The 26,887-nt window shown below is 40.8% G+C and carries 20 protein-coding genes and 2 pseudogenes; 14 read left to right on the top strand and 8 right to left on the bottom strand.

Features of this window, described 5'->3' with window-relative positions; translation table 11 throughout:
* Nucleotides 1-244: 244 nt before the first annotated feature.
* The gene (locus tag SLS51_RS09915; protein ID WP_323837837.1) at nucleotides 245-985 is read right to left on the bottom strand and encodes an SDR family NAD(P)-dependent oxidoreductase; all 741 of its coding nucleotides are present in this window, start codon (nucleotides 983-985) and stop codon (nucleotides 245-247) included.
* Nucleotides 986-2,729: 1,744 nt separating this feature from the next.
* On the opposite strand from SLS51_RS09915, the gene SLS51_RS09910 reads away from it, so the two are divergent.
* The 13 genes from SLS51_RS09910 to SLS51_RS09850 all read left to right on the top strand — a co-directional run bounded on the left by SLS51_RS09910 (nucleotide 2,730) and on the right by SLS51_RS09850 (nucleotide 18,635).
* Nucleotides 2,730-3,938 carry an aspartate aminotransferase family protein gene (locus tag SLS51_RS09910; RefSeq protein WP_323837835.1) on the top strand — a complete coding sequence of 403 codons (1,209 nt, stop codon included), beginning with the start codon at nucleotides 2,730-2,732 and terminating at the stop codon, nucleotides 3,936-3,938.
* A gap of 21 nt (nucleotides 3,939-3,959) precedes the next feature.
* On the top strand, nucleotides 3,960-4,991 hold the full coding sequence (gene astA, locus SLS51_RS09905) for an arginine N-succinyltransferase (RefSeq protein WP_439126864.1): 1,032 nt from the start codon (nucleotides 3,960-3,962) through the stop codon (nucleotides 4,989-4,991).
* 2 nt (nucleotides 4,992-4,993) lie between these two features.
* Complete coding sequence (astD, locus tag SLS51_RS09900; protein ID WP_323837833.1) at nucleotides 4,994-6,469, top strand: succinylglutamate-semialdehyde dehydrogenase; 1,476 nt, start codon at nucleotides 4,994-4,996, stop codon at nucleotides 6,467-6,469.
* 50 nt (nucleotides 6,470-6,519) lie between these two features.
* Complete coding sequence (astB, locus tag SLS51_RS09895) at nucleotides 6,520-7,863, top strand: N-succinylarginine dihydrolase (RefSeq protein WP_323837831.1); 1,344 nt, start codon at nucleotides 6,520-6,522, stop codon at nucleotides 7,861-7,863.
* Nucleotides 7,864-7,875: 12 nt separating this feature from the next.
* A complete protein-coding gene (astE, locus tag SLS51_RS09890; protein ID WP_323837829.1) occupies nucleotides 7,876-8,853 on the top strand; it encodes a succinylglutamate desuccinylase in 978 nt (325 codons plus the stop codon).
* Between the two features lie 94 nt (nucleotides 8,854-8,947).
* The gene (locus SLS51_RS09885) at nucleotides 8,948-10,402 is read left to right on the top strand and encodes an amino acid permease (protein WP_323837826.1); all 1,455 of its coding nucleotides are present in this window, start codon (nucleotides 8,948-8,950) and stop codon (nucleotides 10,400-10,402) included.
* 896 nt (nucleotides 10,403-11,298) lie between these two features.
* Entirely contained in the window at nucleotides 11,299-12,183 is an 885-nt protein-coding gene (locus SLS51_RS09880; protein WP_323837824.1) for an LPD16 domain-containing protein, read from the top strand.
* A gap of 11 nt (nucleotides 12,184-12,194) precedes the next feature.
* Nucleotides 12,195-13,349, top strand: a complete 1,155-nt coding sequence (locus SLS51_RS09875; RefSeq protein WP_323837822.1) for a cysteine desulfurase family protein — start codon at nucleotides 12,195-12,197, stop codon at nucleotides 13,347-13,349.
* 11 nt (nucleotides 13,350-13,360) lie between these two features.
* Nucleotides 13,361-14,185, top strand: coding sequence for a class I SAM-dependent methyltransferase (locus SLS51_RS09870; protein ID WP_323837820.1), 825 nt, complete (start codon nucleotides 13,361-13,363; stop codon nucleotides 14,183-14,185).
* Nucleotides 14,186-14,944: 759 nt separating this feature from the next.
* Nucleotides 14,945-15,577: a hypothetical protein gene (locus SLS51_RS09865; RefSeq protein ID WP_323837818.1), complete on the top strand. Its 633-nt coding sequence runs from the start codon at nucleotides 14,945-14,947 to the stop codon at nucleotides 15,575-15,577.
* Nucleotides 15,578-15,965: 388 nt separating this feature from the next.
* Entirely contained in the window at nucleotides 15,966-16,595 is a 630-nt protein-coding gene (locus SLS51_RS09860; protein WP_323837816.1) for a hypothetical protein, read from the top strand.
* Between the two features lie 850 nt (nucleotides 16,596-17,445).
* Nucleotides 17,446-17,820, top strand: coding sequence for a hypothetical protein (locus SLS51_RS09855; protein WP_323837814.1), 375 nt, complete (start codon nucleotides 17,446-17,448; stop codon nucleotides 17,818-17,820).
* Nucleotides 17,821-18,008: 188 nt separating this feature from the next.
* Nucleotides 18,009-18,635, top strand: a complete 627-nt coding sequence (locus SLS51_RS09850; RefSeq protein WP_323837813.1) for a helix-turn-helix domain-containing protein — start codon at nucleotides 18,009-18,011, stop codon at nucleotides 18,633-18,635.
* Nucleotides 18,636-18,670: 35 nt separating this feature from the next.
* Here the strand turns inward: SLS51_RS09850 and SLS51_RS09845 are convergent, their stop codons facing one another.
* From SLS51_RS09845 to SLS51_RS09835, 3 genes and pseudogenes are all read right to left on the bottom strand, one after another.
* On the bottom strand, nucleotides 18,671-19,339 hold the full coding sequence (locus SLS51_RS09845; protein WP_132347255.1) for an RES family NAD+ phosphorylase: 669 nt from the start codon (nucleotides 19,337-19,339) through the stop codon (nucleotides 18,671-18,673).
* Nucleotides 19,340-19,845: 506 nt separating this feature from the next.
* A pseudogene (locus SLS51_RS09840) lies at nucleotides 19,846-20,184 on the bottom strand (phosphate acyltransferase); the annotation flags it as partial.
* Nucleotides 20,185-20,265: 81 nt separating this feature from the next.
* Nucleotides 20,266-20,601 (bottom strand): immunity protein YezG family protein, encoded by a 336-nt coding sequence (locus tag SLS51_RS09835; protein ID WP_323837809.1) that lies wholly within the window; start codon nucleotides 20,599-20,601, stop codon nucleotides 20,266-20,268.
* A 56-nt stretch (nucleotides 20,602-20,657) separates the two neighbouring features.
* Between SLS51_RS09835 and SLS51_RS24635 the strand changes: the two genes are divergently transcribed.
* Complete coding sequence (locus tag SLS51_RS24635) at nucleotides 20,658-20,792, top strand: IS3 family transposase (protein ID WP_439126865.1); 135 nt, start codon at nucleotides 20,658-20,660, stop codon at nucleotides 20,790-20,792.
* Between the two features lie 69 nt (nucleotides 20,793-20,861).
* On the opposite strand, the gene SLS51_RS09825 is transcribed toward SLS51_RS24635, so the two are convergent.
* The 4 genes and pseudogenes from SLS51_RS09825 to SLS51_RS09810 form a co-directional block, all read right to left on the bottom strand.
* Nucleotides 20,862-21,197: a hypothetical protein gene (locus SLS51_RS09825; RefSeq protein ID WP_265514769.1), complete on the bottom strand. Its 336-nt coding sequence runs from the start codon at nucleotides 21,195-21,197 to the stop codon at nucleotides 20,862-20,864.
* Nucleotides 21,197-23,089, bottom strand: coding sequence for a DUF637 domain-containing protein (locus SLS51_RS09820; protein ID WP_323837804.1), 1,893 nt, complete (start codon nucleotides 23,087-23,089; stop codon nucleotides 21,197-21,199). Before SLS51_RS09820 ends, SLS51_RS09825 begins: the two co-directional genes overlap by 1 nt.
* A 465-nt stretch (nucleotides 23,090-23,554) precedes the next feature.
* A pseudogene (locus SLS51_RS09815) lies at nucleotides 23,555-24,796 on the bottom strand (filamentous hemagglutinin N-terminal domain-containing protein); the annotation flags it as partial.
* A 48-nt stretch (nucleotides 24,797-24,844) separates the two neighbouring features.
* Nucleotides 24,845-26,542 carry a ShlB/FhaC/HecB family hemolysin secretion/activation protein gene (locus SLS51_RS09810; RefSeq protein ID WP_323837800.1) on the bottom strand — a complete coding sequence of 566 codons (1,698 nt, stop codon included), beginning with the start codon at nucleotides 26,540-26,542 and terminating at the stop codon, nucleotides 24,845-24,847.
* Nucleotides 26,543-26,887 lie beyond the last annotated feature (345 nt).

The following is a 26,887-nucleotide window of genomic DNA, read 5'->3' as shown; positions in this document are numbered from 1 at the left end:
TCGTGTCGGGGCGTTGTGGGACAGGCATCGAACCGCACTGGGAAAAATGGGTTGTAACTGACTGAGCGCATTGGGAGGGAGAATTCCGCAGGTTTTGTTAAAACCTATACCCTATGATTTCAAGATGCATCGCGACGGCAAGGGAGCGAATCCCCGGGAGCATAGATAACGATGTGACCGGGGTGAGCGAGTGCAGCCAATAAAGAGGCAGCTTGAAAGATGACGGGTATAGATATTAAGGAAATTACTGCGCGATATATCCACCATCAACGAGATGGTAACTACCGGTAATGAAAGATGCATCCTGAGATAGCAGGAAGCAAGTTAGTGCCGCGACTTCATCTGGTGTTCCGAGACGGCCGACAGGATGACTCTTGGTCATTTTCTGGACTATATTGATGTCAAGGCTAGACATCAATGGTGTGTCGATGCCGCCGGGCCCGACGGCGTTAATCCGTATCTCTTGTTTTGCATACTCCAGCGCGGCAGTTTTTGTCATGCCTAACACAGCATGCTTGGCTGCTACGTATGCAATCGAGTTGGCGAGACCAGCACTACTTGCAGCTGAGGCCATGTTAACAATCGCACCACCGCCGGAAGCCAACATCGCTGGAATTTCATACTTCATTGAGTACAGGACACCGTGCATGTTGACGTTGATGACTTGATGCCAGTCATCCAACGGATAGTCCACGGTCCGATGGAACGAGCCGGCTATCCCTGCGTTGTTGACTGCCAGATGTAGTGCCCCAAAGGTTTCTACCGTTTGGGCTACTAAGCGCTCCACCGAGGATGCTTGGGAGACGTCAAGCTGAATGGCGATAGCATTATCAAGGTCATTGGCAAGGGTTTGAGCAGCGTTGCCGTTAAGATCGGCCACGACAACTTTCGCTCCGTTTGCCGCTAGTCGGCGGCATATTGCAGCACCAATACCCATAGCACCGCCGGTAACGATTGCCACCTTATTGTTAAAATCTAAAGTCATATATTCTGCTCCTGTAAATGGTATGAGCCAAGTTCGTACTATCCTTAATCAGTAGTATGAGCTTGGGATTAACGGCAAATATACCCGCTGTCTTTCAAGTTGCCTCTTGAAATCTATAGGGTATAGAACAAGGGACACATGTTCTCCGCGCTTGTGAATATCTTTTCACACCAGTCTGTGGCATATCCTAATCTATTAGATAATCCAATTTTTTAATAGGTTTAATAGGCGATCAAATTAGTTTTAGTTTGCACTGATTTTTTTATTTGTTTTTTCTATTTACATTAACGGTATTGTTTTATTGCCGTAAAATAACGCTAATAAATTATTTTTCAATTTGATCTTATATTTTTTTATAAGTTGCCATATTGAATGGCTTGGTTAATGTTGAATAAGTTGCATTTTTAATTAATATCATGTCTATTGTTTAGAATATATAGCTTGTGTTTCACTGATTGTCAAAATAAAATTTTTATAATTACAGCTCATTTATTTGTTTTATGTTTCAAAGTGTTTTGTGTTTTCTAATGATTTTATTTGTTAATAATAGAAATAGAGTATAATGTTATCTAGCATTTATATATAATAAGTGCAGATAATGGTTACGCTTTTAATAATAAAGTTTAGTAAACTAAATGAGATTATAAAAATAGGATAAAATGAAATTTCTTATTTGGAATGATAAATTGACGGTAAAGATAATATCTATTATTTCTGTCGTAAAGTAGTTGGTCTAAGCTTTTGAATAGGGCGTTGGTAATCGGTTATGATAGTAATGTTTTTCAATGCTAATATATTAATAAATAATTAATTGTTTAGCTATGGTGTGATCATTCGGTATGAATTGGTTATCGGGTTTTTCCTATCTAAAAGCAAGATTGAGGAAAGTGATAATCGCTATTGAATCGTTTTCACTTGAAAAGGCTTTACCTGTTTATCTAATCTAAGTAAATCATTGAGATAGGGGACAATATGGTCAATTTGTTACAAATAATCTTATACCCGTCATCTTTCAAGTTGCCTCTTTGTTGGCTGCACTCACTCACCCCGGTCACATAGTTCGCTATGCTCCCGGGGATTCGCTCCCTTGCCGTCGCGATGCATCTTGAAATCTATAAGGTATAATAGGTAGGGATATCGTTGTCTGAAATTTGAAAGCATTTAGATGATAGTTAATTTTATATTAAGTTATCATCAGATTGTTCACTCTTTTTGTTGTTTTGGTTATCGGTTTACTCGGGTTTTTGAAAGTTAAATTTGGTCAAATTTTATTTTACATTTGAATAGATAAATTTCAGGCGTTATTAATGAATAATTATTTATCTATTCGTTTCATCTATATGTAGTAGATTTAATTTATGCACAGTTTACGCCCTATTTATTCACTAAAAGCGCATAAACTGTGCATAAAAATACTTTTTGGAATTTTGAACGGGATCAAAAAGTATTTTTTTTGTGTACAACTTGTGTTGACTTTGTTAAGCCTGGGCAACAGTATCTGTCTAATGGCTGAGCAACTTGAAAGATGACGGGTATATGTTTTAGGAAATAGTCATGGGATTAATAAGAATAATATTAAATAGATCCTGTAATATTATTATTTTTAAGGTTTTTTAGGTTTCAGTTTGGTAAACCTTTTACTCGGCATACATTAAATAAGTTGTGTCAGTGTGAGACGAAAGATGATGCGGAGCATATTACTTTCTCTCATCCGTGTACTCTCTATTTTAAGGGGAAATGATCTATGTTAGAAAATATTCAGAGAAGTTGGTTTGAACACTATATGGTGCCCTGTTTCTCTCCTGCTAAGTTCATACCTGTTCGGGCCAAAGGTTCGAAAGTATGGGATCAAGATGGCAAGGAATATATCGATTTTGCCGGTGGAATTGCCGTTAATTCATTAGGGCATGCACATCCTGAATTAAAGGATGAGTTAATTTCTCAGATTGATAAAATATGGCATATAGGTAATGGTTACACTAATGAACCTGTCCTGAAATTAGCAAAAAGACTGGTGGAAAATACGTTTGCTGATAAAGCGTTTTTCTGTAATTCAGGGGCGGAGGCTAACGAGGCAGCATTAAAATTAGCCAGAAAATATGCCGCTGATAAATATGGGAAAAATAAGAATGAGATTATTTCATTTAAAGATTCTTTTCATGGTAGAACATTATTTACTGTTACAGTAGGAGGGCAGCCAAAATATTCACAAGATTATGCCCCTCTTCCGCAAGAAATTACGCATCTTCCTTATAATAATTTATCTGCAATCAGAGAACACATTTCTGAAAATACCTGTGCGGTTATTGTCGAACCTATTATCGGTGAGGGCGGTGTTATTCCCGCAGATCCTGCATTCTTGCAGGAATTACGTACCTTATGTGATCGTTTTCAAGCGCTGCTTATTTTTGATGAAATTCAAACTGGGGTGGGCCGTACAGGATACCTTTATGCTTATCAGGAATATGGTGTTGAGCCTGATATTCTTACCAGTGCTAAAGGTCTCGGTGGCGGTTTTCCTATCGGCGCTATGTTAACAAAACAGCATATTGCAGCGGTTTTTCAACCTGGAACGCATGGTACCACGTTTGGCGGTAATCCTCTGGCGACGGCAGTTGCCAATAAGGTGCTTTCTATTGTTAATCAGGCGGAACTGCTCACCGGCGTTTTGCAACGTCATGATTACTTCATGGATAAATTATCGAAACTGAATCAGCGTTACCAAATATTCAGTTGCTTGCGAGGTAAAGGGCTACTTTTAGGTGCTGAATTGGATAAAGCTTGGCAGGGTAAGGCGAAGCAATTAACTAACTTGGCAGCAGAGGAGGGGTTAATTGCCTTGATCGCGGGTCCAGATGTGTTGCGCTTTGCGCCAGCATTAAATATTGAATTTGCTGATATTGATGAAGGTTTGGTTCGTCTTGAAAGCACCATCATGCGGTTTGTCGGTTAATAGTAAATTGAAGGTGACGTTATGATGCTTTTCCGAGCTGTCCGGCATAGTGACTTAAATGGGGTTCAGTCTTTATCTCAACGCGCTGGTATAGGTTTGACATCTTTTCCCAATAATCTGGATCAATTACGTTCACGCATTGCACGTAGTGTTGATACTTTTGATGGAAAACTGGCCAGGGCTCAGCAGGGATTCCTTTTTGTGCTGGAAGATACCAGTGTGAATCGTGTGGCGGGCGTCAGTGCCATCGAAGTGGCGGTTGGGCTGGAGGAGCCGTTTTATAATTTTCGGGTACAAAAAACTATTCGTTCATCACGTGAATTGGGGATTTATAAATCTATTGAAGCGTTGACTTTGGAACAAGATCAGACCGGTAACAGTGAATTGTGTACCTTGTTCCTTGATCCGGAATATCAGAAGGGAAGAAATGGGACATTTCTCTCCAAAGCACGTTTTCTTTTTATCGCCGCATTTAGGGATATTTTTTCTAAAACTATATTCGCTGAAATGCGAGGGGTTGCAGATGAGCAAGGAAATTCCCCTTTCTGGAATTCACTGGGACAACATTTTTTTGGCATTCCTTTTTCCCAGGCAGATTACTTAACCGGTATTGGGTCGAAAACCTTTATTGCCGAACTTATGCCCCTTCATCCTATTTATATCTCCTTATTACCTGCTGAGGCGCAGAAGGTGATTGGGCAGGTCCATGGGAAAACAGTACCCGCGCGGACAATTCTTGAAAAAGAAGGGCTTATCTATCAAGGCCATATCGATATTTTTGATGGCGGCGCTTTATTACAGGCTGAGATTGACCGGATACGTGCAGTAAAAGAGAGTCGTCTCGTTTCTGTCAGTAAAGCCGAATCAGTGACCGGAGACGATGGTGTTCCTTGCATCGTTGCCAATCAGCAGTTTAGTGAATTTCGGGCGCTTTTATTGAATGTGGCGTGTGACAGTAATGAACTTTTTTTAACAGCCGCAGAGATGGGTGCACTTCAAGTCAGCGATGGGGATCAGGTGCGACTGGTTAGTCTCTTTCCAAAGGAAAATTAAGCATGAATTATAAAGTACATTACATTGGGGGAAGATGGATTGAGGGGCAGGGTGAGTCGATAACTAAATTTTCTCCAATAGATCAACAGATTCTGTGGCAAGCTAACAGCGCCGATGCTTTGCAAGTCAGAGCCGCTTGTCATGCTGCGCGCGAGGCGTTTTATGCTTGGTCACATTTGCCCGCCAGTGAGCGGATTAAGGTCATTCAGGCGTTTGCGGTTTTGCTGAATGAGGAGAAAGAAACGCTTGCTCGTGTTATCAGTCAGGAAACCAGTAAACCGTTATGGGAAACTCGGACTGAAATACAATCCATGATAGGTAAGGCGGCTATTTCTATTGAAGCGTGGGAGCAGCGTACCGGTGAGTCAGAAACGATTATGCCTGACGGCCGTGCCTTGCTGCGTCACCGTCCTCACGGTGTGATGGCGGTTTTTGGTCCGTATAACTTTCCCGGGCATTTGCCTAATGGTCATATTATTCCCGCGCTTATTGCGGGTAATACGCTGGTGTTTAAACCGAGTGAATTGACACCGATGACCGCAGAAGAGACGGTGAAACTATGGGAAAAAGCCGGTTTACCCGCAGGTGTGCTTAATTTGGTTCAGGGAGCACGCAATACCGGGACAGCATTGCTGGAGGATAAGCAGATTGATGGTGTGCTGTTTACCGGGAGTGCCAATACTGGCTTTCACTTTCACCGAGTGCTTGGCGGTCAGCCAGAGAAGATGTTGGCACTTGAAATGGGGGGAAACAATGCATTGATCGTCGATGCTTGCGACGATATTGATGCCGCTGTTTACACCATTGTGCAGTCAGCGTTTATCTCCGCGGGTCAACGTTGCACCTGTGCCCGTAGATTGTTGGTCAAAAATGGCGCACACGGCGATGCGGTGATTAAGCGTCTGGTGGCGGTGACAGAGCGGATCGTACCATCCCATTGGGATGCTCAACCTCAACCGTTCATTGGTGGAGTCATTTCTCTACAGGCTGTGCAGAATCTATTGGAAGCTCAAGATCGGCTACAAAAACTGGGGGGTATCTCTTTGGTTTCGCTGGAGCAATGCCAGCCGCAATCAACGTTGTTGACCCCAGGGATTATTGATGTTAGCCAAATCGCTGATGTTCCTGATGAGGAGTATTTCGGGCCGCTGCTCATGCTTATGCGTTATGACTCGTTTGATGAGGCGCTGGCAATCGCCAATAACACCCGATTCGGCTTGGCTACCGGTTTAATTTCGCCGGATGCTGCTCTGTTCCAACGTCTGTCGGAAGATGCCAGAGCGGGCATTGTGAACTGGAATAAACCGTTGACTGGGGCTTCCAGTAAAGCACCTTTCGGTGGCATTGGTGCGTCAGGAAACTACCGACCTAGTGCTTATTATGCTGCTGATTACTGTGCCTGGCCGATGGCATCTCTGGTTGCTGACGAACTCACTTTACCTGAAACGCTTGCGCCAGGGCTTCATTTTCCTGATTAACCGTTTAACGGGAGAGGTTTTCAACTTATATAATTTTTCCAAGGGGATTTATGGCTGGTTTTGAAGCAAATTTTGATGGGTTGGTCGGCATGACCCATCATTATGCGGGGCTTTCTGTGGGTAATAAGGCTTCGATTAATAATAAAGACAGCGTATCTAACCCGCGTAAAGCCGCGCTGCAAGGGTTGATGAAAATGAAAGCGTTGGCTGATGAAGGGTTTATTCAAGGAGTGCTTCCGCCGCAACAACGCCCTAATATTCCGGCCTTGCGTAATTTAGGTTTTGTCGGCAGTGATGAGCAGATATTGCATAAAGCAGCCAAATATTCTCCGGTGTTATTAGCAAAACTGAGCTCTGCTTCATCAATGTGGACCGCAAATGCGGCAACCGTGTCACCTTCGGCGGATAGCGCTGATCAGCGAGTTCATTTCACGGTAGCTAATTTAAACAATAAATTGCACCGTTCGCTGGAAATAGCAACGACGACTGCCGCGTTAAAAGCCACTTTTGCTGATCAAAACTATTTTGTTCATCATCAGGCTCTTCCACAACATGAAGATTTTGGTGATGAAGGGGCGGCAAACCATAATCGCCTCGGTGGTGATTATGATTCGCCGGGCGTACAGGTGTTTGTCTATGGCCGTAGCGCATTTTGCGGCGGCCCAATGCCCAAATGTTATCCGGCACGGCAAACATTGGAAGCCAGTGAAGCGATCGCACGGTTGCATCGGCTTAATCCGGCACAAACCGTTTTTGTACAGCAAAACCCGGTCGCCATTGACAGTGGGGTTTTCCATAACGATGTGATTGCGGTCAGCAACCGAAATGTCCTTTTTCACCATCAATATGCTTATCTTAATCAGTCTCAGGTTCTGACCGAAATTAGACAGAAAATGGCGGTGTTGGGACAGAATTTTGTCACAATTGAGGTGCCTGCTGAGCAGATCAGCATCAAAGATGCGGTTGATTCTTATCTCTTTAATAGTCAGTTACTGAGTAAAACTGATGGGAAAATGATGATCGTTGTTCCTGATGAGTGTCGCCAACATTCTGCTGTCTGGGATTATTTGCAGTCGCTGAGTGCGCAAACCTCCTCACCTATTAATGAAGTCCGTGTTTTTGATTTGCGGGAAAGTATGCGCAATGGCGGCGGTCCGGCCTGTTTGCGTCTGAGGGTGGTACTCAATGATGCTGAATTTCGTGCTGTTAATCCCGCGACATTGATAAATACGCAACTTTACCAGCGCCTGACTAAGTGGATAGAGCACCATTATCGTGATGAATTATGTGCCAGCGATCTGGCCGATCCCCAATTACTTCGTGAAGTTTATACCGCGCTGGATGAGCTTACGCAGATCTTAAATTTAGGATCGATCTATGAATTTCAGCGCTAAATTGGAGTCGATATGGATCTGTTAACGTTATTGCTTGAAAAAAAACTGGCCGACCACCTGACATTTCCGAAAGCAATAAATGCGCATTGGTTGGCTGAAGGTGTACTGCAACTGATTCCCCATGAAGAGGGAAATCGGTCTCTGGTGATTTCTGCCGGTATTCACGGTAATGAAACCGCGCCTATTGAAATATTGATTCAGTTACTTGCACAGTTGGCGGAGGGCACGTTAGCACTAAAAAATAACGTGTTGATTATCTTTGGTAATTTGCCTGCGATGCGGGCGAATCGACGCTATTTACATGATGATTTGAATCGCATGTTTGGTGGCCGTTACCTGAATTTTCCGTTAGGAAATGAGCGATCACGTGCGGCTGAACTTGAAGACGTTGTGAGTCGCTTTTTTGCTGAACCTTCGGTGTCGTCGACCAATATTCGCTGGCATATTGATCTGCATACCGCTATACGCGCTTCTCACCATGAGCAATTTGCGTTGTTACCTGCTCAGAATCGCCCCTTTTCTGTTGAATTTATGCAATGGTTGCATGACAGCGATATTGATGCGCTCGTTTATCATCGTGAGAAAGCCGGGACTTTCAGCCATTTTCTGAGTGAAAATTTTGGGGCGGATAGCTGTACAATGGAGATGGGTAAAGTAATGCCTTTTGGGGAAAATGATTTAACCCGATTTCAAAAAATTACCGATGCCCTTTATAACTTAATTTCTTTATTACCAATAACTGCACGTATTAAATCGGAGTTGAAACATTATCAGGTAATTAATTCCATTATTAAGAGTCACGACAGTTTTCAACTTCATATCCCCGCAGATACCTTGAACTTTACTGAATTGCCAGAAGGATTTGAAATCGCCAGCCAACATGATTGTCATTGGAAAATTAAATTTCCGGCGAAATTTATTTTATTTCCTAATGCTGAGGTTGCTAATGGATTACGAGCAGGATTGTTACTTGCTTTAAATAAAAAATAATTAAATAAATAAGGCATTATTCCATTTTCTTCCTGAAGCCGTGGCAGAAAGATTTAGCAGTCAACTGCTTCTTTAATGACGGACGGGTACTATCATGATAAAAAATAATAAAACTCAACAAAACCTTTCGGCAGAGAAATTTGCTGATACACAAACGCTTCATAGAGGGCTGAGTGCACGTCATATTCAATTGATTTCCATTGGTGGTGCTATTGGCACAGGTTTATTTATGGGGTCAGGAAAAACTATTGCCGTATCGGGTACATCGATCATTATTACCTATGCGATTGTTGGTTTTTTTGTCTATATGGTGATGCGGGCAATGGGAGAATTGCTGCTGACTAAACTGAATTATCGCTCTTTTGCTGATTTCGTATCGGATTATTTAGGTACCAAAGCCAGTTTTTTTCTCGGCTGGACTTATTGGATGAGTTGGATTGTCTCTTGTATTGCTGATGTTGTTGTATGTGGCGGCTACATTCAATATTGGTTTCCCGGCGTCTCTCTTTGGGTGCCTGCATTTATAACGCTAGGTTTATTGGGGACTTGTAATCTTCTTTCTGTCCGCTTATTTGGCGAAGCTGAATTCTGGTTCGCTATGATTAAGGTCAGTGCGATTTTAGCGTTGATTATTATTGGCGTTGGTATGGTGATGGTAGGTTGGCAATCACCGGATGGTATGATCGCCTCTGTGAATAATTTGACTGATCCATCGGTATTTCTGCCAAATGGTATTTTTGGTTTTTTTGCTGGTTTTCAAATCGCGATTTTTTCTTTTACTGGTGTTGAATTAGTTGGCACGATGACGGCAGAAACAAAAGATCCGGAAAAGATATTGCCGAAAGCAATTAATTATATCCCGATGAGAATTATGATTTTCTATATTTTCTCCATGTTGAGCATCATTGCTGTCACTTCTTGGGGACGGATCTCAGCTGAAACCAGCCCTTTTGTGACACTATTTGCCTTGGCGGGTCTACCTGCTGCTGCCGCAGTGGTTAATTTTGTTGCATTAACGTCGGCAATGTCCTCTGCTAATAGTGGATTATATGCTTGTACACGTATGCTTTATGGCTTATCAACGGAAAAGAATGCACATCGGAAATTTAAAATTCTTTCCCGCAATACGGCGATTCCTGTACATAGTCTGATATTTTCTTGTTTCTGTATGGTGGTGGGTACGTCACTTTTATTTATCGTACCGAATGTCATGCAGTTATTTACTATTGTATCAACCGTTGCTTCGGTTATGGTGATTTATAGCTGGTGTGTGATTTTGATTGCCTATTTGGTTTATCGTAAGAATTACCCTGATGTGCATAAACGTTCAATATTTAAGATGCCTTTAGGGGTGTTAATGACTTGGCTGACCCTGATTTTTTTCATCTTTACCATAGTGGTAATGGTTTTTGATCCGGATACCCTGATCGCACTCTGTGGCACGCCTTTATGGTTTATTATGTTAAGTATTTTATGGCGCGTAAAAAAGAAAAATGAGGCACAGAAAGAACAGCGTTATCAGATAGCGAAAGAGAGTTTTCGTTCATAGGCAGCTAATTGAGAAATAATAAATTGAAGCAGATAGAAAAATGGCTTCAATGACGATCTCATATTAGCCAAAGTTGCGTTTATTTCTTCTGATTTTACTCCCGATTGAGTCATTTGTTAGGGAATGGCTCGCACCTGCAAAATGTTTATACCCTATGGATTTCAAGATGCATCGCGACGGCAAGGGAGAGAATCCCTGGGAGATGATTAGTCGAATCCAGCATTGAATATTCGTAACTTCGGTGCTTTCATTAAAATTTAATCACAATTATTAATGATTAATTTTGTATATCATCACATTTTTTAATTAATTGTGAGCTGTTCACTGACAATGTTCAATAGACAGGCTGAACGTCTGTTATAAAAAACGTCACGCCAAATTGGCTAAATAATGTCAATAACTAGCGTGAGGTAACGACATTACGTGACTTGAATATGGGCGCAATAATATGTTTGTGAAATGTGATTATGGGAATGAAAAAGCCCGTTAAGCTTGGTGTTTATCGGATGTGTAGCCTTATTGTCTGGAATCCACTTGGTGGGAATCATGATATCGGTAACGTTGATATGCGGACGTTCAATAACCATTTTAGTCAACGCCTTTGGTCTCTCTACAGTAAGAGCATACAGCATCAATCTTTGCTATTAATGTATCTCAAATAGTACGGGATATAGATTAAATATTAATATTATTAATTGTTTGATAATTAATTGTATGTAAATATATATGTATTATCAATTGTCTACTGATGATTGATAACTGTTGTGAAGGTGGATGTTCATAGTGAGTGAAATTTAGCGATCCACAAGGAAAGTCGAAATGGGTCATACAGTTTCCAGAGCTATCACACTGCCTTTAAATTGCTAATAAAATCAATAATATTAATATAGGCGTATATGCAACAAGTTAACATCTCAAACAGCTACCGTCTGGTTCAATCTGAGGCTGAATTACTCGACCTTATTCTCACCGAAGTGACTAATGCACCACATCCGGATCTCGTTATTATGGCAGGGCATTTCATGCTCTTCCTTGACGAAGACCGAGGATGCCTTGTCCCGGGAGTCATCGAAGAAAATACGGCTCCTATGCGAGAAAAAATTGAGCGACGCGTAGGAATCTTTCCTGGATACACTTGGGAACTTGGTGTGCGAATCGCAGAACAGCTTGAACATCAATTCGAAGCGATAAAATTCCTGCTGCTCATCAACGATTGGCAATATGTTTCGCGCGACAGCGGGCCAGCATCTGAGCTAAGACGTGCCTTCTATGAGCAATTCTCCGTGCTTCCGGCTTCGTACAAATCTATCTTAGAGCGCAGTGGGCAATTTTCTGAGCAAAACATGCTCGCAAGCCGGAAACATCCTGTTGCCTATCCAGAGACTTGGCTGAAATATCGCTTCCAGAAAAGTGCCGATAAGTTGGTCAAAGCAGGGCTGTTAAATCGCCGCGTTCTCGACAATGGCCCCGATGCCGGAACCGAAATTTCGCTTGTGGACGAAAACGGCGATTATAAACCTCTCATTACCTGCGGCGTTACCGGATGTGCGGGAGAGATCACCGAGATGATCTCTGAGGTCTACAAAGCGCAACATCGCCTGTTGGTGATCTTTGCTCCCGGCGAATGCTTCCAACCAGTCAAAACAGGGGTAAGCACGGCGCTCTCTCTGTATGGGCTTTCGGGTATGAAGGTGATTGTTGCGGATCCCGGTGGAAGCGGAGAGATGCAGACACAAGAGATCTACTCGAAGCTCGTTAACGTTGCCGTCTTCACTTCCTGATGGGAGTCGCTATGAATGTCAATGAAAACCCGACTGGCGTAATCTATCTGGATCATTGTGCTACGACACCATGCTTTCCTGAGGTCGTCGACATCATGCGATTCTACATGGAGCATGAATTCGGTAATTCTTCCTCCGCCCATGTGATGGGGCGTCGTGCCCGGCATGCGATAGAGAACGCCGCCCAACAAGTTGCATCTCTCATCGGTGCTCGCCCTGAGGAGATCACCTTTACATCGGGGGCCACGGAAGCCAACAATATTGCGCTTTTCTCAAGTTTTGCCCATAACGAATGCGCTCCTGCGGGCGCGCTGCTTTGCCCTATCGACCACAAATCTGTGTTACTCGTCGGCAAAGAGTTGAGTCGTCGGGGGCTTGCCGTCGAGTACCTGCCGGTTGCCGCCAATGGCCGGGTACAACCGGAAGATGTCATCACCAAACTGACCGCTGACACCCGTATCGTCAGTGTTGCTCATGTGAATTCCGAACTAGGTACAGTTCAGCCGGTGGATGAAATTGCCGCGATCACGCGTCGGTCAGGCGCTTGGCTACATGTGGATGCTGTCCAGTCTATCGGCAAAATTCCCGTGAACGTCAAAGAGACTGGAATTGATATGCTTTCATTTTCCGCCCACAAAATGCGGGGACCGAAAGGAATTGGGGCGCTCTTCGTCGATGCGCGTGTTGCGGGCCATTTGAGGCCCTTCATCTATGGCGGCGGTCAGAATCATTTGCGCAGCGGCACCTTGCCAACGCCGCTGATTGTTGGGTTTGGCCTTGCGTGCCAGATGATTCAGTCAACCCTTATTCAACGTCAAGCAAAAGTCACTGCATTGAGAGACTATTTCGTTGCTCGCCTTCATCAAAGGGTGCCGAACGCCGTGTTGAATACCGATATCTCTTGCAGTTCCCCATACATCGTGAACGTTCAGTTCGACGGTATCGCTTCAGAGGCACTAATATCCGGGTTGCATCAGGTGGCTATATCGTCAGGTTCAGCCTGCAATTCCGCGGAACTACAGCCTTCGCACGTGCTTACAGGCATCGGCTTGAGCGCGGCTCAGGCCAATGCGTCGGTACGGTTCTGTTTTGATCCGGATCTCGATAATGCGATATTGGACACCGCAATTGAACACCTTGTCTTCCGATTAAATTCTATTCGCTAGGAGCATTATCTATGACTATGCAAATTTCCTCCTCAAGCGCAGGCACTGGTTTTTACGAACGGGCTTTCGGTAGTTTCTCTGCGGAAGCGGTATCCGAGGTACGCAAAGAGACCTATGGCGAAGACTTGGGGCAGAACAACTGGTCCTCTGCTGATGAGTTTAGAAAGTTCTCTCAATGGCTTCAATTATCTGACAGCTCTCATGTGCTGGATGTATGCAGTGGGTCCGGCGGGCCGGCTCTGTTTTTGGCAAGGACCAGCGGTTGTAGCGTGACGGGGGTTGACATTCATCCTCACGGCCTCCTTACCGCCCGGCAACTGGCGGCAGATTTTGGGCTGGAAGATCGAAGCAACTTCGTCGACAGTGATGTTCGTCAGCCTCTGCCATTTCCCGACGGCGCCTTTGACGCGCTATGGTGTATTGACTCTGTAATTCATATTCCGGATCGGTTGGCTTTGCTGCGTGAGTGGTACCGGTTACTGAAGCCAGGCGGACGGTTCTTGTATACTGATCCTACTCTGGTAACCGGCATGCTCAGTAAAGAAGAGATAATGATACGTGGTATGCCAGGTTATTTTCTCTATAGCCCAGTTGGATTGAACGAGCGCCTGATCAATGAGGCGGGCCTTTGCCTCGAAATGCAAGTGGACCTTACACAAAGTGTTGTTGAACTTAGTGAACGCTGGCGTGCTGGGCGTAAGAAACGCAAGGAGCAGTTTATCGCAATAGAGGGTGAAGAGATGTTCGAACGTATGCAGAACTTCTTATCCACCACTCAGTTAGTCTCAATCGAACGCAGGCTGTCGCGCGTGGCCTTTGTTGGTTATCGTCCGTGACTGTTCCTTGTTTGATTGAGTAGATTAGGTATCCTACCTCTTTTATCTTCACTATTGCCGGGCTGGATGCCCGGTTTAATCGTTCTGATTGGCGCCTGATTTATTTAAATAAAAAAGAATATTTTCGTTGAGAGATATATTATAAAGAGAAATAAATAATTATTGATATTTATTATCAGCGAAACTTTCTTGAATTATGGCGATGTCATTACAATAATCAGAAAATATTCTTTAGATTATTATGGCATAAAAATATAATGATTATTTAATTGTATATATAATATTGTAATAATTCTCAGGTTGTTAATTATATAGGTGATTGAAATTATTTTATTTTTACTCTCTGCTATCTTATTTTAATGTTTAAACTAAATTTTTATTAATTATATAGGCGTTTGTCTTTTTTGATTTAATAACCTATTTTTATTTAAGTTGGAAAATAACAAGATAAACTTATTAAATCAAATGGTTTATATTGTAATGTTATTTTGTTGCTAAGTTTTTATTGATGGCGAAATTGTGAGTTAAGTTATTATACCCTATGGATTTCAAGATGTATCGCGACGGCAAGGGAGCGAATCTCCGGGAGCATAGATAACTCTGTGACTGGGGTGAGTGAGTGCAGCCAACAAAGAAGCAACTTGAAAGATGACGGGTATATTTCTTTAAAAGACTGTATATAGATATATTAATAATAACGATGGAACTTATTATCGTTCCATTGGATACCGAGATCATAATTAAAGCAAGGAGAAAAATATGAACTTAAATAAAAAGGCTTTCCTTATTTCCCCGTTTTTATTAGCTATGAGTAGTTTTAGTATGGCATGTACGACAGATCCACAGATAGAAGGAATAATAACCCAAAATGGGTTAGCTGGTACTAAAGTGATGTCAATGTATAAAAATTGCACACTTACCGTCACGGCAAACACACAGAATAAAGTTACATTAACAAACAGTAAAGCGGCAAAACGTGATAATGTGGCAGAAAAAGCGATGTATTGGTATCGAGGTATGGGATTAAATGAATATATAGCATTTGACGGGAATAAGTATACAAATATCCCTTGTGTTACACAGGCAAGTTTCTGCGGTATTGCCCCTGAATACACTTATTCACAGGGTTACCTGACAAATAGAAATCCAGGGGTTGTAATTGAGTTTAGTACGATAGAACCCAGTTGGTTATATAATGATTTTACAGCCAAACATCACTGTCAGTATAAAGCTGAGGGTGGAGGAACATATGGGCTTGGCGTAACAGGAACATCGGCAAGTTGTGATGCGGAATATAGGCGAATTGGAATAGGAAATGTATTTAACAGGTGGTTATCAGAAAAGCCAGCTAAAATAGATGTCATCATTTCTTATGTATTATTAGCAAAATAGATTTTAGTTTTAAATGATTTTTGTTGAAATATATTGCACCGAATGTTTACAACTTCGGTGCTTTTTTGGTTAAAGCTTATCGCCTTTGCTGGAGGATATAACCGAAAGTACTCGATAGAAATATATAACTATTTTTTTATCTTATGTCGTTACTATATTTTATCATATATTCTAATCAAATATTTTTTAATTTAATTATATTGGAATTTGTTTTTGTTTTTTATAGTTAAATAATCTACCTTATTTGAGTCGGATAATAATAAAGACCGATATGTTGGTTAATTTATTATATATTATCTGTAATAGTGTTTTTTAAATTAATATATAATGATGAAATCTATTTTCATTTGATTAGATCTCAAAAAATAAATAAATCAAGGATAGAAATATGAGTTTGAATAAAAAGGTTTTCCTTATTTCCCCTTTTTTACTTGCTATGAGTAGTTTTAGTATGGCATGTAAAACAGATCCACAGATAGAAAAAATAATCACTAAAAATGGGCTGAAAGATACCAAAGTAATGTCTATGTATAAAAGTTGCACACTTTCGGTCACAGCAAATACACCCAATAAAGTGACATTGGTAAATAAGAAAGCGGCAAATCGTGATGATCAAGCAGAAAAAGCGATGTATTGGTATAGAGGGATGGAAATAAAGGAATATAAAGCATTTCACCAGAATAAATATAAAAGCCTTCCTTGTGTTAAAGGAGAAAGTTTTTGTGGAATTGCTCCCCAATCTACCTATTCGCGAGGTTATTTGACAAATAAAAGCCCTGGAGTTGTTATTGAGTTTAGTACAATAGAACCGAAATGGTTATATAATGAATTTACAACTAAGCATAAGTGTCAAGTTAAAGCTGAGGGAGGAGGAACATACGGGCTTGGTGTGACAGGAACATCAGCGAGTTGTGATGATCAATATAAAAAACTTGGAATAGGGAATGTATTTAATAAGTGGTTGGAAAAACCAGAAAAAATAGATGTTGTAATTTCTTATGTATTATTGGCAAAATAAGATTTGATATCTTTTTTAGTTGTGTGATTGTCAGTTTTAAATGATTTTTTCAGAAAAAAAGCACCAAATATTCGTTGTTTTGGTGCTTTTTATTGGTGATAGATTTAAGTAAATGCTGTGTTTTATGTTAAGAAATAAAATTGGTAGTATTTTGTGAATCTACATTGTGAGGTTATTTAGACTATTTTTGTATAAAAAATTAGTGGTTATTGTTTTTATATATAACATTTGAATGCTGATAAATTATTTATTTTATATGTTATTGAAATTATTTTATAAATTTGTCCATGTTGATTCTGATATATTTAAATAAGATATTTTCCAATTTAATGATTCTGTAATTTGTATTTTTTGATTTAATAATCTATCCTTATTTAAGGATGGTAATAATAACTAATTGAATTAAATAATTTATATTGTGATATTCTATTGTTATTAATTTATTATTTACGTTTGAATTGTGATTTAAATTATTATTTATGTCGTAAATTGTATTTCAACTTAATAATAACGAAGTTAATTTTTGTTCCATTTAGTGCTAAAACTATAAATTAAGTAAGGAGAGAGATATGCATTTGAATAAAAAGGTTTTCTTTATTTCGCCGTTTTTATTGGCTATTAGCAGTTTCAGCATGGCTTGTATGAAAGATCCGGAGAACATTAGAAACCAGGTAAAAAACGCAATAACGGTAAATGAATTGGCAAAGACTAAAGTCATGTCTATGTATGAAAATTGTAAACTTAGAGCGAATACGAACATTTTGAAAGAAGAAATGACGTTGAGTTAAATAACACTTCTACTTATAATCAGGATGATGAGATAAAGACAGCAAAATATTGGTATAGAGGGATGGGTAAAAAGGAATATATATCATTAGACGAAAAAGGATATAATGAAATTCCTTGTGTTACAGAAGAAAGCTTTTGTGGAATTACACCTCAATATACTTATGCAAAACCATATCCGCAAGGTAAAAAGCCAAAAATTATGATAGAGTTCACTACAGAAGGATCTGGTTGGTTATATAATGAATTCACAACTAAACATAAGTGTGAATATAAACTGGAAGCTGGAGCATCTTCGTATGGGCTTGGTAAAACAGGAACGAAGTGCAAGGATAGTAAAGATCCTAAATATAATGCTGGGACTGAATTTAACAAATGGTTATCAACGAATAAAATACAAGCTCAAGTTGCTTATGTATTATTACCGAAAAATCCCTGAAAATAGGATTTAACATCTATTCTGTTACCATGTAATTATCAACCTTAAATTTGTGCAGATAAATATAAAGTGCCGCATATCTGCGGCACGATTAAATTTCTGATTTTTTACCCATCTGCCTCCAGGTATAAGTTTGACGATTCCGTAATGTGAGAATACAATAATTGTCAAGCAAGTGAGGGGGTGCTATGAACACGATACTGACAAACCGCAGCAAAAATGCTGAGACTCTTAATGAGTACCAGTCCCTTTTGCAACGGCGATTTGATAAATTGCTCACGTCATTACTGCCTGAGTTTAAAGAGAAAACGCAGGCCACAAATGCTCTGGTGCTAAGTGATAGCGAACTACTTGAACTATTATATACGACTCAACTTGAACACAAAGTCCGAACTCCAGCACGAGAGCTTCGTAAGCTTAAACGCCGCGCTGAAAACTTAGCTCTGTTCTATCAGGAACTTGATAAAATGGGCGGAACTATCAAAACCGGAGACGTTGCAGAGATACTCGGCATAAGTCGTCAGGCTGTTAACATAAGAGTGAAAAGCGGAAAGTTGCTTGCTTTCAGAAAAAACAGTGATTACGTTTTTCCTACATTCCAGTTCACTACCGGCGGAGTCTTGCCTTACTTTGAAGATGTCATGAAAGTGATGGGTGTGGGCATTAACCCAGTATCGAAAATGTCTTTTTTAACGACGCCATTACCCTGCAATAGAACACCTCTTGATATTATGATGAAAAGCGATGCTTCCGAAAACGAACTGGCTTTGATGTTGAGAGCTGCGTCACAAGTGGGTCATCAGATCGCAAGCTGAAATAAAAAAGCCCTGTTTGGCGGGGCAACTTTGTATTATTCAAGTCGGATAATTTTGAAGTTAAGTACTTCTTCCAGTAATTCATCTGCTGATATGTCGGGTTCATTCCATGTACTCGGCATATATTCTGAATCCCTGTAATCAACCAAGCTTTGCATCTCTGCGTCCACAAACCGATCTTCCTGCTTCTCCCACACTGCATAACAGAAGTCTGTAGGCCAGTGGCGAGATATGTAGCAAATACCATCCATTTCATTATTTAAGAGTTCATAGAGGCAAGCCATAGCTCTTTTTGTCACTGAGTAATCTTCATCAACCATGACACTTAACGGGATATGTAACATCCCAATAAGTTTAGCAATATCGATAAAAACTAATTTTCTCAATGAACGAATGTTGCACATCCTCGCAGTACGGATCTCGGATTCATCAATAAATCGTAACCCTTCCTTATGCCATAGCCTCCCATAGCTTTCTGCCAGGGCTGTAACTGCCCGGTCGGCCATATAACATACTCGAAAAGAATTATCTGGGGAGTTATATCGCCCATCGCCAAAATTGAAGTGCAGAGCAGATGGCCATTCTTTCCTTTGCCAACGTTTTAAATTCCAGTCGCCGGGAGTATAAGTTGGAATGGTGTGGGTTTTATAGATTTCCCGAATTTGTTTTTCTAGGTTGGGATACAGAATCTCCTTGTGCAGCATTTTATACCTATATCGAAAGTTTTTGTCTCTTGGGTGAATAAAGCGCAGAGCACTCGCCAGTTGGTGCTATAAATGTCATTGATGATAAAGCAATTATATAACTTTTAAAATAGGCTCTCGTTTAATCAAGCCGATGCTGATATTGGTATGCTGTGTGTTAGCGATTAAACTTATTAGTGCTGAAAATAACCCGCTACGGATTATGATCTTTAATCTTCTCTAAATTGTACTGAATTAAAACAAATCACCAAGCGGATTGAATTATGCCCAATTTCATCAAGTAAGATTGGCGTAAGGTTTATACCCTATGGATATCAAGATGGATCGCGACGGTAAGGGAGCTAATCCCCGGGAGCATAGATAACTATGTGGCCGGGGTGAGTGCAGCCAACAAAGAGGCAACTTGAAAGATAACGGGTATATAACGCAGAAGAATAAATTTAAAGGTCTGAACCTTATTAATGAGGTCAGACCTTATTAATTTAACTGGCGCGTGCAAGAAACGGTTACGCTTCTCCCTGTGCTGATTGAATTGCAGTCAGTGCAACAGTGTAAACAATATCGTCTACCAAAGCGCCACGGGATAAATCGTTCACCGGTTTGCGCATACCTTGCAGCATCGGCCCGATTGAAACCAGATCCGCAGAGCGTTGTACCGCTTTGTAGGTGGTGTTGCCGGTGTTCAGATCAGGGAAGATGAACACGGTAGCTTGACCGGCAACCGGTGAGTTTGGCGCTTTGGATTTCGCCACGTCTGCCATAATTGCGGCGTCATATTGCAATGGGCCATCAATGATCAGGTCTGGACGTTTTTCCTGCGCTAAATGAACCGCTTCAAAAACTTTCTAAGTGGTTGATGATTTGGCTTCTTGGGAACAAGTAGGGGTAAAGAAGATCCCAGCATAATGGCTGGGATCGTTTTTGGGTTAATCTTCGTATTTGAGATTTACATTGAGTTTCACTTTTTCAATATCAAGTGTAATAACACAGGAATGCCAAAAAGGTGGTTTTTCCGATTTAAAATTATCTAAAAGATAGATCCTTAATTCAACCAGTAAATCTAACAACTGAGGACTGGCATCATAAGTATCATTAATCCATTTTTCTTCGCCATTCTTATTAACGTAATCGTAAGTAAACTCACCGCTATCATTTTTGGGTTCTAATGAAGCATTAACAATGACCTTAGATGCATCATCAGGAGCTATAGAAAATAAAACCTTACCAATATCATTATAAATTTCTTGATCATCTCTCATCATTTTTCGCTCGGAGCATTTTTGAAGACTCTGTCAATAACTCTACTATTATCTACTGAATAACTCACAGTAAATTTGTCAGGTCTAACACTATCATCAGAATAAGTAGGCTTTATCTTCATGTCTATAACCATGAAAGAACTCGCTTAAAATTGAATGGCCTGAGTCCAGTAGAGTTCCGAACTCAGGCATGATTAGTTGCTTAGTGTAACCTGTCCAACTTTTTGGGATCACTTCAATATATGGCAGGGATCACTTTCAGGTTAGTCTTCGTATTTGAATTCTATTCTGATTTTCATGTTTTCAAGGTCAACAGTGACGACACAGCCATACCATACAGGACGACCGCTAGTCAGATTGTTTTCCACGTAGTGTTTACGCAGCATTGCTAAATTTTCTATAAGGTCTCTATCTGTCTTTGGAGATGGGGGTAAAAACCACTTTTTACTCCCACTTTCATCAACATAGTCATATAGAAACTTAGCATGATCATTTTCGGGAGATAACTCTACATCCAGTAAAATCCTTTGTGCATCATCAGGAGCCGCTTCATATAATATACGACCAATTTCTGAATAAAGTTCATCATCACTTACCATTACTTACCCCCAGGTGCATTTATAAATCCTTCTCTTATCGGTTGTTCATTACCTATCTGATAAGTTACCGAAAAACTGTCTGGTCTGGTACCCTTATCTTTGTAAGAAATATCTATTTTTACTTGGACTTGATGATCATTTTTTAAAGCATTAGCCCATTTATTCTCCATTTTTTTCCAGGCACTCTTGTTCAGATTTCCGTCCATTGGGACAATATTTAATTTTTCACCCGGTCCATTAAAGATACTGGCGATTAGGTGTCCACCTTCATCTCCTACATTACCACTCTTACCCGCTTTGGTTTGTTGATAAGAATTCCTGCTACTCTTTGACAATTTTAATGTGCTTTCAACAACACTTGTTCGTGTTAATGCATCGGTATGATATGTTTTATTACCATCCACATGATAAATCGTATTTGGTTGAAGTTTGTTTAGGTCCTTGTTCCAATTTCCTTTTTTGCCTGACTCTGTCTTTATTATAACTACCTCTGGTGCAGAATTTGACGGATTTACTTGTTGGTTGTGGACTCGTGTTTTGATGCTTTTTCCTGTCATCGAAAATTTGGTGTCTTCGCCACCCAGAAATTTTGCACCGTTAAGCACATATTCCAGTGATTGGCCAGTTCCATTTGTGTAATTGTCAATGACGGCATTATCCTTAGCCGATTCTTCATGGGTGAATGCAACAACACTACGATCAAAATAAAGTCTGCCGATAAAGGTGTCGACGGACTCTAGTGCTTGATTGGCGTACTCGCGAAGTGTAAGAGCGCAGGCGGTCGGGTGAGCTCGGCACTCGGCTTTGACGGATTCCCGCTGTTCTGCTAGGTTATTGCGCTTTCTTTCAAAGATAGGTGCCGTGTCTTCACCTTTCTCTTTTACTGCCTTGATTGCTTCGTCCAACTCAAGTAGATCATGCGCAAAGAAGTTATACTCAAGAACGATTTCACTCGCATTTGCACCACTGTTAACGCCCTGTGCACTATTTGTAGCAAATGCACCGGCAATACCGCCGATGATTTTGCCACCTGCCAGAATTTGTGCTGGATCATTAAATGTCTTAGCCAGAGTTACCGCTCCAAGTTCAGCGGCGAGTGCGCCAGCGGCTGCGCCCCTTGCATCTCCACCCCCAATGTGTGCAGCAATAGCTGATACTGCTGCATGACTAATGGCTTTTCCAGGAATGCCGAGTACTTTGCCATAGTCTCCTATAACATTCGCTCCTTCTGCATTAATTTGATTGCCGGCACTGGCAAGCAATGCTGTAGCGAAATTATCTTTAAAACTGCCACCATTAATTGTGGTATTTAAACTGGAACTGATAATTGATTGTCCAGCAACACGTTGAGCGACTTTGCTCCAATCTGCGCCTTTACTCAATAGAGGGATATTTGAGTGGGTTGATGAAGCCGCTGCGTTAGCGCCATCTTTAGCGGTAGCCCAACCCATGGCTTGATCAAATCCGGCCAAAGCACCACCAATGGCCATTGAAGTAATGGTTGATTTTACCGTGTCACTATTACCTAACTCTCTAAACGTTTTAGATAAGTTTCCTTGATTATTAACCAGAGTAACTGCTGCCTTAGAAGCTAAAGATGATATACCGGCAATGGTTGCGCCGGAAACAACAGCTCCTGTAGTCGTTGCTGTTGCTGCGCCAACTCCTGTCGCCGCAGAAGCCGCAGATGCGCCAGCAGCGACAGCTAAACCTGATCCCGCAGTCACTGCTGCTACTGCTATTGCTATAACAGCAGAAGCTACCGGGCTTAATTGTTGGTTACTGTAATTCCAATTTTCATAAGCATCCTGAACTTCATTCCATTTTACATCATGTCGATTGTTTAAATCTTTTAACCAAGCAGTTTCTGGATTTTCTCCAAGTATCTTCAATGCAGTTTGCAGAGATTGGCTTTTTTGTGTCTTAATATCAGCGTTAATTCCTGAATTAGCATCTACAGTAAATAAGTTCCCAGCAGATATCGCTGGTAATGTCCAAGTGGTGTTATTGTGTCCACTATTAGATTGTTTAATGAAAAAACCTTTCGAATGACTAGTCGTTTGCTCAAATGAAGTATTTGGTGTGGCTTTAAAATTAACAGAACCATGAGTACTAATATTCCTAAAGAAGTTCCATTGTTTTCTAAATATGTTCCTGTAAGAATTAAATTATTATTAGCTAAGAATATTGCTGTTTTTATTAAGTAACTTATCTCCATATAAATAAGCATTGTTACCGGATTGAATAATTGCCGGATTACTATTAATCTCTGATGTAAAATTAATGTATTCTAATTTTGTGTCTCTATGTGGTACATCTGCGTAAATAGGTTTTTCAAAACTAATTGAGCCTTCTAGTTTATTATCAGCATTCACTTGTTGAGTTTGTTTTTTTATTTTTAGATTTTCCCGTTCATTAGCTAAATGTTTAGTTCTGATGATTAAATCACCATTGTTTGTTTTTATTGTCCCGGACTTATTTTCGACTAACTCATTTTTGTTCCCATCGACATCTTTCTGTACCCACATATTATTATTAGCTTGCAGAAGTGCCTGAGCACCGATATTACTGATAGTACCACCATACACCCGCATATCTTGCCCAGCTGCCACACTACCTTTATTGGTGATCTTATCACCAGTCAGAACAATATTCCGTTCTGACTGAACCGGAGTATTCGGTTCGATATTAATTTCTTTAGCACCCACATTTAAGTCTGTCTTGGCCTTAATATTGCCAAGCTTAATTTGGCCATTAGCACTTAATGTGATATCGCGTTGGTTGCTGGTGATATCTTTCAGATTAACCCCAACACCATTTTCCGTTGCAATCAGACGGATTTTATTGGCATACATGCCACCCAGCGCTTTGGTATCGATAGCCAGTTGTGGTGCTGCACCTTCTCCGGCAATGGTCTTTGCCGTGCCGTCTTTGAAGGAAATCTGGTTGGCTCCTTGAGTGAGTGAAAGGTTATTGACCTGAATTTTTCCATTCAGCTCAGTAGCCCGGCTGATAATATCGACATAATCTGTTGACTGACCATTTAATCCTTTGCCACCAATGGTGATTTGGCCTTTTGTCACTTTCAGGGCTTCAAGTGCACCTTGTTTATCAAATTGCGGTTTACCTGTAGTCAATACTGCACCTGAGGTGTTAATGAATCCACATCCATTACAGGTAATACCATTGGGATTGGCTATCATGACGTTGGCTTTCTGGCCGGCAACTTCCAACTGTCCCAGTAGTTCGGAACGGTTGCTTCCGGTGACTTCGTTGATAATAAGCTGGGCTGTTTTTCCATGCAGATTGGCGTTGGCATTGATTTGGCCGGCAAGTTGAGAGTTAACTGCTTGTATGGCGTTATTTAATACTGCACCCTGAGTACCGGTATTAAACTCTTTATACGTATTGTGAGATATCCCAGCATTATTAGGTGCAGCAATATTCACTATCGGAACATTGCCATTGTTATGTACCTGTGTTTGCGTATTGTCAGGGGTAATATCACCGGCCACAGCCGAATTAAGAGGATATATGCCTGTCAAGTAAATCAAAAAATAACAGGTTCCCTTTGCCGCAGGGCTGTTAAATTTATCCATATTGTGTCCTTTGATTAAATTAAGTCTAAATTCGTTGATATGGTTTTATTAAAAATTGAGTGAAGCAGACCAATAAACGATCCAGTGGTCTGGTCTGAGATGATTGGGATAAATCAGTGGTTTTCCTATTGTGACCGCCTGATTCATCCTGTTGTGATTGAGTGAAATACCCAGTGATGTTCCCGTGACATTACCTCCTTCGATTTGTCTTTTTTTATTGTTTTCCAGCCAGCCTGTATCCAGTGCACTATTTAAAGAAAGCTCACCCAATAAAGGGAGTCTGGTTAATTTCCAATTGAGTTCATTGCGCCAATATCCACCATTATTCCCAATGAGATTTTGTTCTTTAAATCCTCGGACGGAATATTGTCCGCCTAATGAAAGGCGTTCACTGGCATAAAGATTATCCGGAGTAAACTGTCCATACAGGGAGGTCAGGTAATAGATATCCTCCGTGACAGGAATAAAATAGCTGCTGCTCAGGCTGAGCTTACGAAACTGACTCTTGAGGGCATTGCGGTCGCCGGAGTTATCTTTAGTTGCTCCCCAGTTAGTTAACCCATGGTTGAACGTTGGGTTGAATGTAAGATATCCTCCTGCCAGAATAGTACTGTAGTTAGCTCCCAGGCTGGCAGTATTTAATGTCGGGCTGCTAACGGATAACTTGACTCCAGCCGTAACATTGGAAGTTTGGCGACGGACTAATCCCATATTCAGGGCCAGTTTTTGCTGACCATCACGGTATAATGTCCGGTTTATTTTTAATTGGTTAGTTTGTCCTTTGCTTTCATGGCGGGCATTGAATGTACCTGCGGATATCATTTGAAATGAGCTGTTCTTGGCATACTGATAATCAAATGACCAGTAGCCATAAGGGATTGTCACTCCTGATGTTACACTCCAGCTCTGATGATTATTGCGAAAGTCACTGTTACGACTGGCGGAGATTGACCACAGGTCTGCAAGGCGCAGTGGATTATCCAATCCTAAAGTAGTATTAATTTGTTCTTGCCCGGTATTTTTCTGCCCATTGTTATCTATTCCTAGACTGGCATGGACAGGCAATTGGGAAGTCGTTCGTTTTAAAATAATGTCAGAATAACCGGGCTGTTTAGCCGGTTGGATATCAATGGTTATCTGCTGGGAAGGTAGCCGGTTTAACTGCTCCATGCCTTGTTCAATATCCCGCAGATTAAGGGGCTTTCCAGACATATTCGGAAAAACCATTTTCAGGGCAAGGAGCGTCTCACCGTCAAGCTGGATTGTGCCTACTTTTCCTTCCGTAACCGTAATGGTCAGAATGCCGGTGGATAAATCCTGTTCTTTTAATCCGGCAAGTGAAGTCACATAACCTTTTTCTATATAGGTATTTGATACCTTGTGGACTAATTCATTAATTTTACCGGCAGTCAGGCAACGGGATAAGTAAGGTTTGGATAATACCTGTTGCACTGATGCTGAGAGATTTTCTGCGCCTTCAAACTGAATTTTGTAAATAGGATGGCAGAACGATCCTTCATCGTCAGATGTCGATGTTGTGAGTGGCGATAACGTAACGCTATTACGGATGTCATTACGTTGTTGTTGCGCTTGTTGTAACAAGTCTTTTTGTTGTTGGATAATGGCATCTTGATCAACAGGGCTGATCAACGATGATGCAGTTGATTTCACTGAAATGGCTAACAGCACAAGGATCAATAAACCAGCAGAATGAACAAAAATTCTGCTTGGAGAATAAAGAGACATAATAAATTACATGTATAAGAAAATGGGGCCGCATTATATAGAAATGTGAATTTAAAACAATATTCTTATAGTTTTGTGCTTTCTATCTATAAATCTGGTCGTTTTTTAAATAATGTGTATAAATTAATCTTAATTTGATTGGCATTTAATCTGACATCTTGTTTATGGCGTGATTATAATTTTTGAGTCTGTACATGATTATGTGGATCTACCAGTGGTTGTTATTTTCTATATATACCCGTTATCTTTCAAGTTGCCTCTTTGTTGGCTGCGCTCGCTCACCCCAGTCACATAGTTAGCTATGCTCCCGGGGATTCACTCCCTTGCTGTCGCGATGCATCTTGA

This window comes from Photorhabdus africana, assembly GCF_035181445.1.
In the GTDB taxonomy this organism is placed as follows: domain Bacteria; phylum Pseudomonadota; class Gammaproteobacteria; order Enterobacterales; family Enterobacteriaceae; genus Photorhabdus; species Photorhabdus laumondii.
Note: the sequence above shows the minus strand (reverse complement) of the source record. Positions and strands in the feature narration are given on the sequence as shown.

Bases quoted from the DNA above. Each gene is read 5' to 3' on its own strand.
- SLS51_RS09865 (WP_323837818.1), top strand. From the start codon at position 14,945: ATGAACTTAAATAAAAAGGCTTTCCTTATTTCCCCGTTTTTATTAGCT.
- SLS51_RS09845 (WP_132347255.1), bottom strand. From the start codon at position 19,339: ATGCTGCACAAGGAGATTCTGTATCCCAACCTAGAAAAACAAATTCGG.
- SLS51_RS09835 (WP_323837809.1), bottom strand. From the start codon at position 20,601: ATGATGAGAGATGATCAAGAAATTTATAATGATATTGGTAAGGTTTTA.
- SLS51_RS09880 (WP_323837824.1), top strand. From the start codon at position 11,299: ATGCAACAAGTTAACATCTCAAACAGCTACCGTCTGGTTCAATCTGAG.
- SLS51_RS09910 (WP_323837835.1), top strand. From the start codon at position 2,730: ATGTTAGAAAATATTCAGAGAAGTTGGTTTGAACACTATATGGTGCCC.
- SLS51_RS09850 (WP_323837813.1), top strand. From the start codon at position 18,009: ATGAACACGATACTGACAAACCGCAGCAAAAATGCTGAGACTCTTAAT.
- astE (WP_323837829.1), top strand. From the start codon at position 7,876: ATGGATCTGTTAACGTTATTGCTTGAAAAAAAACTGGCCGACCACCTG.
- astD (WP_323837833.1), top strand. From the start codon at position 4,994: ATGAATTATAAAGTACATTACATTGGGGGAAGATGGATTGAGGGGCAG.
- SLS51_RS09825 (WP_265514769.1), bottom strand. From the start codon at position 21,197: ATGGTAAGTGATGATGAACTTTATTCAGAAATTGGTCGTATATTATAT.
- astB (WP_323837831.1), top strand. From the start codon at position 6,520: ATGGCTGGTTTTGAAGCAAATTTTGATGGGTTGGTCGGCATGACCCAT.
- SLS51_RS09875 (WP_323837822.1), top strand. From the start codon at position 12,195: ATGAATGTCAATGAAAACCCGACTGGCGTAATCTATCTGGATCATTGT.
- SLS51_RS09870 (WP_323837820.1), top strand. From the start codon at position 13,361: ATGACTATGCAAATTTCCTCCTCAAGCGCAGGCACTGGTTTTTACGAA.
- astA (WP_439126864.1), top strand. From the start codon at position 3,960: ATGATGCTTTTCCGAGCTGTCCGGCATAGTGACTTAAATGGGGTTCAG.
- SLS51_RS09810 (WP_323837800.1), bottom strand. From the start codon at position 26,542: ATGTCTCTTTATTCTCCAAGCAGAATTTTTGTTCATTCTGCTGGTTTA.
- SLS51_RS09860 (WP_323837816.1), top strand. From the start codon at position 15,966: ATGAGTTTGAATAAAAAGGTTTTCCTTATTTCCCCTTTTTTACTTGCT.
- SLS51_RS09855 (WP_323837814.1), top strand. From the start codon at position 17,446: ATGGGTAAAAAGGAATATATATCATTAGACGAAAAAGGATATAATGAA.
- SLS51_RS09915 (WP_323837837.1), bottom strand. From the start codon at position 985: ATGACTTTAGATTTTAACAATAAGGTGGCAATCGTTACCGGCGGTGCT.
- SLS51_RS09885 (WP_323837826.1), top strand. From the start codon at position 8,948: ATGATAAAAAATAATAAAACTCAACAAAACCTTTCGGCAGAGAAATTT.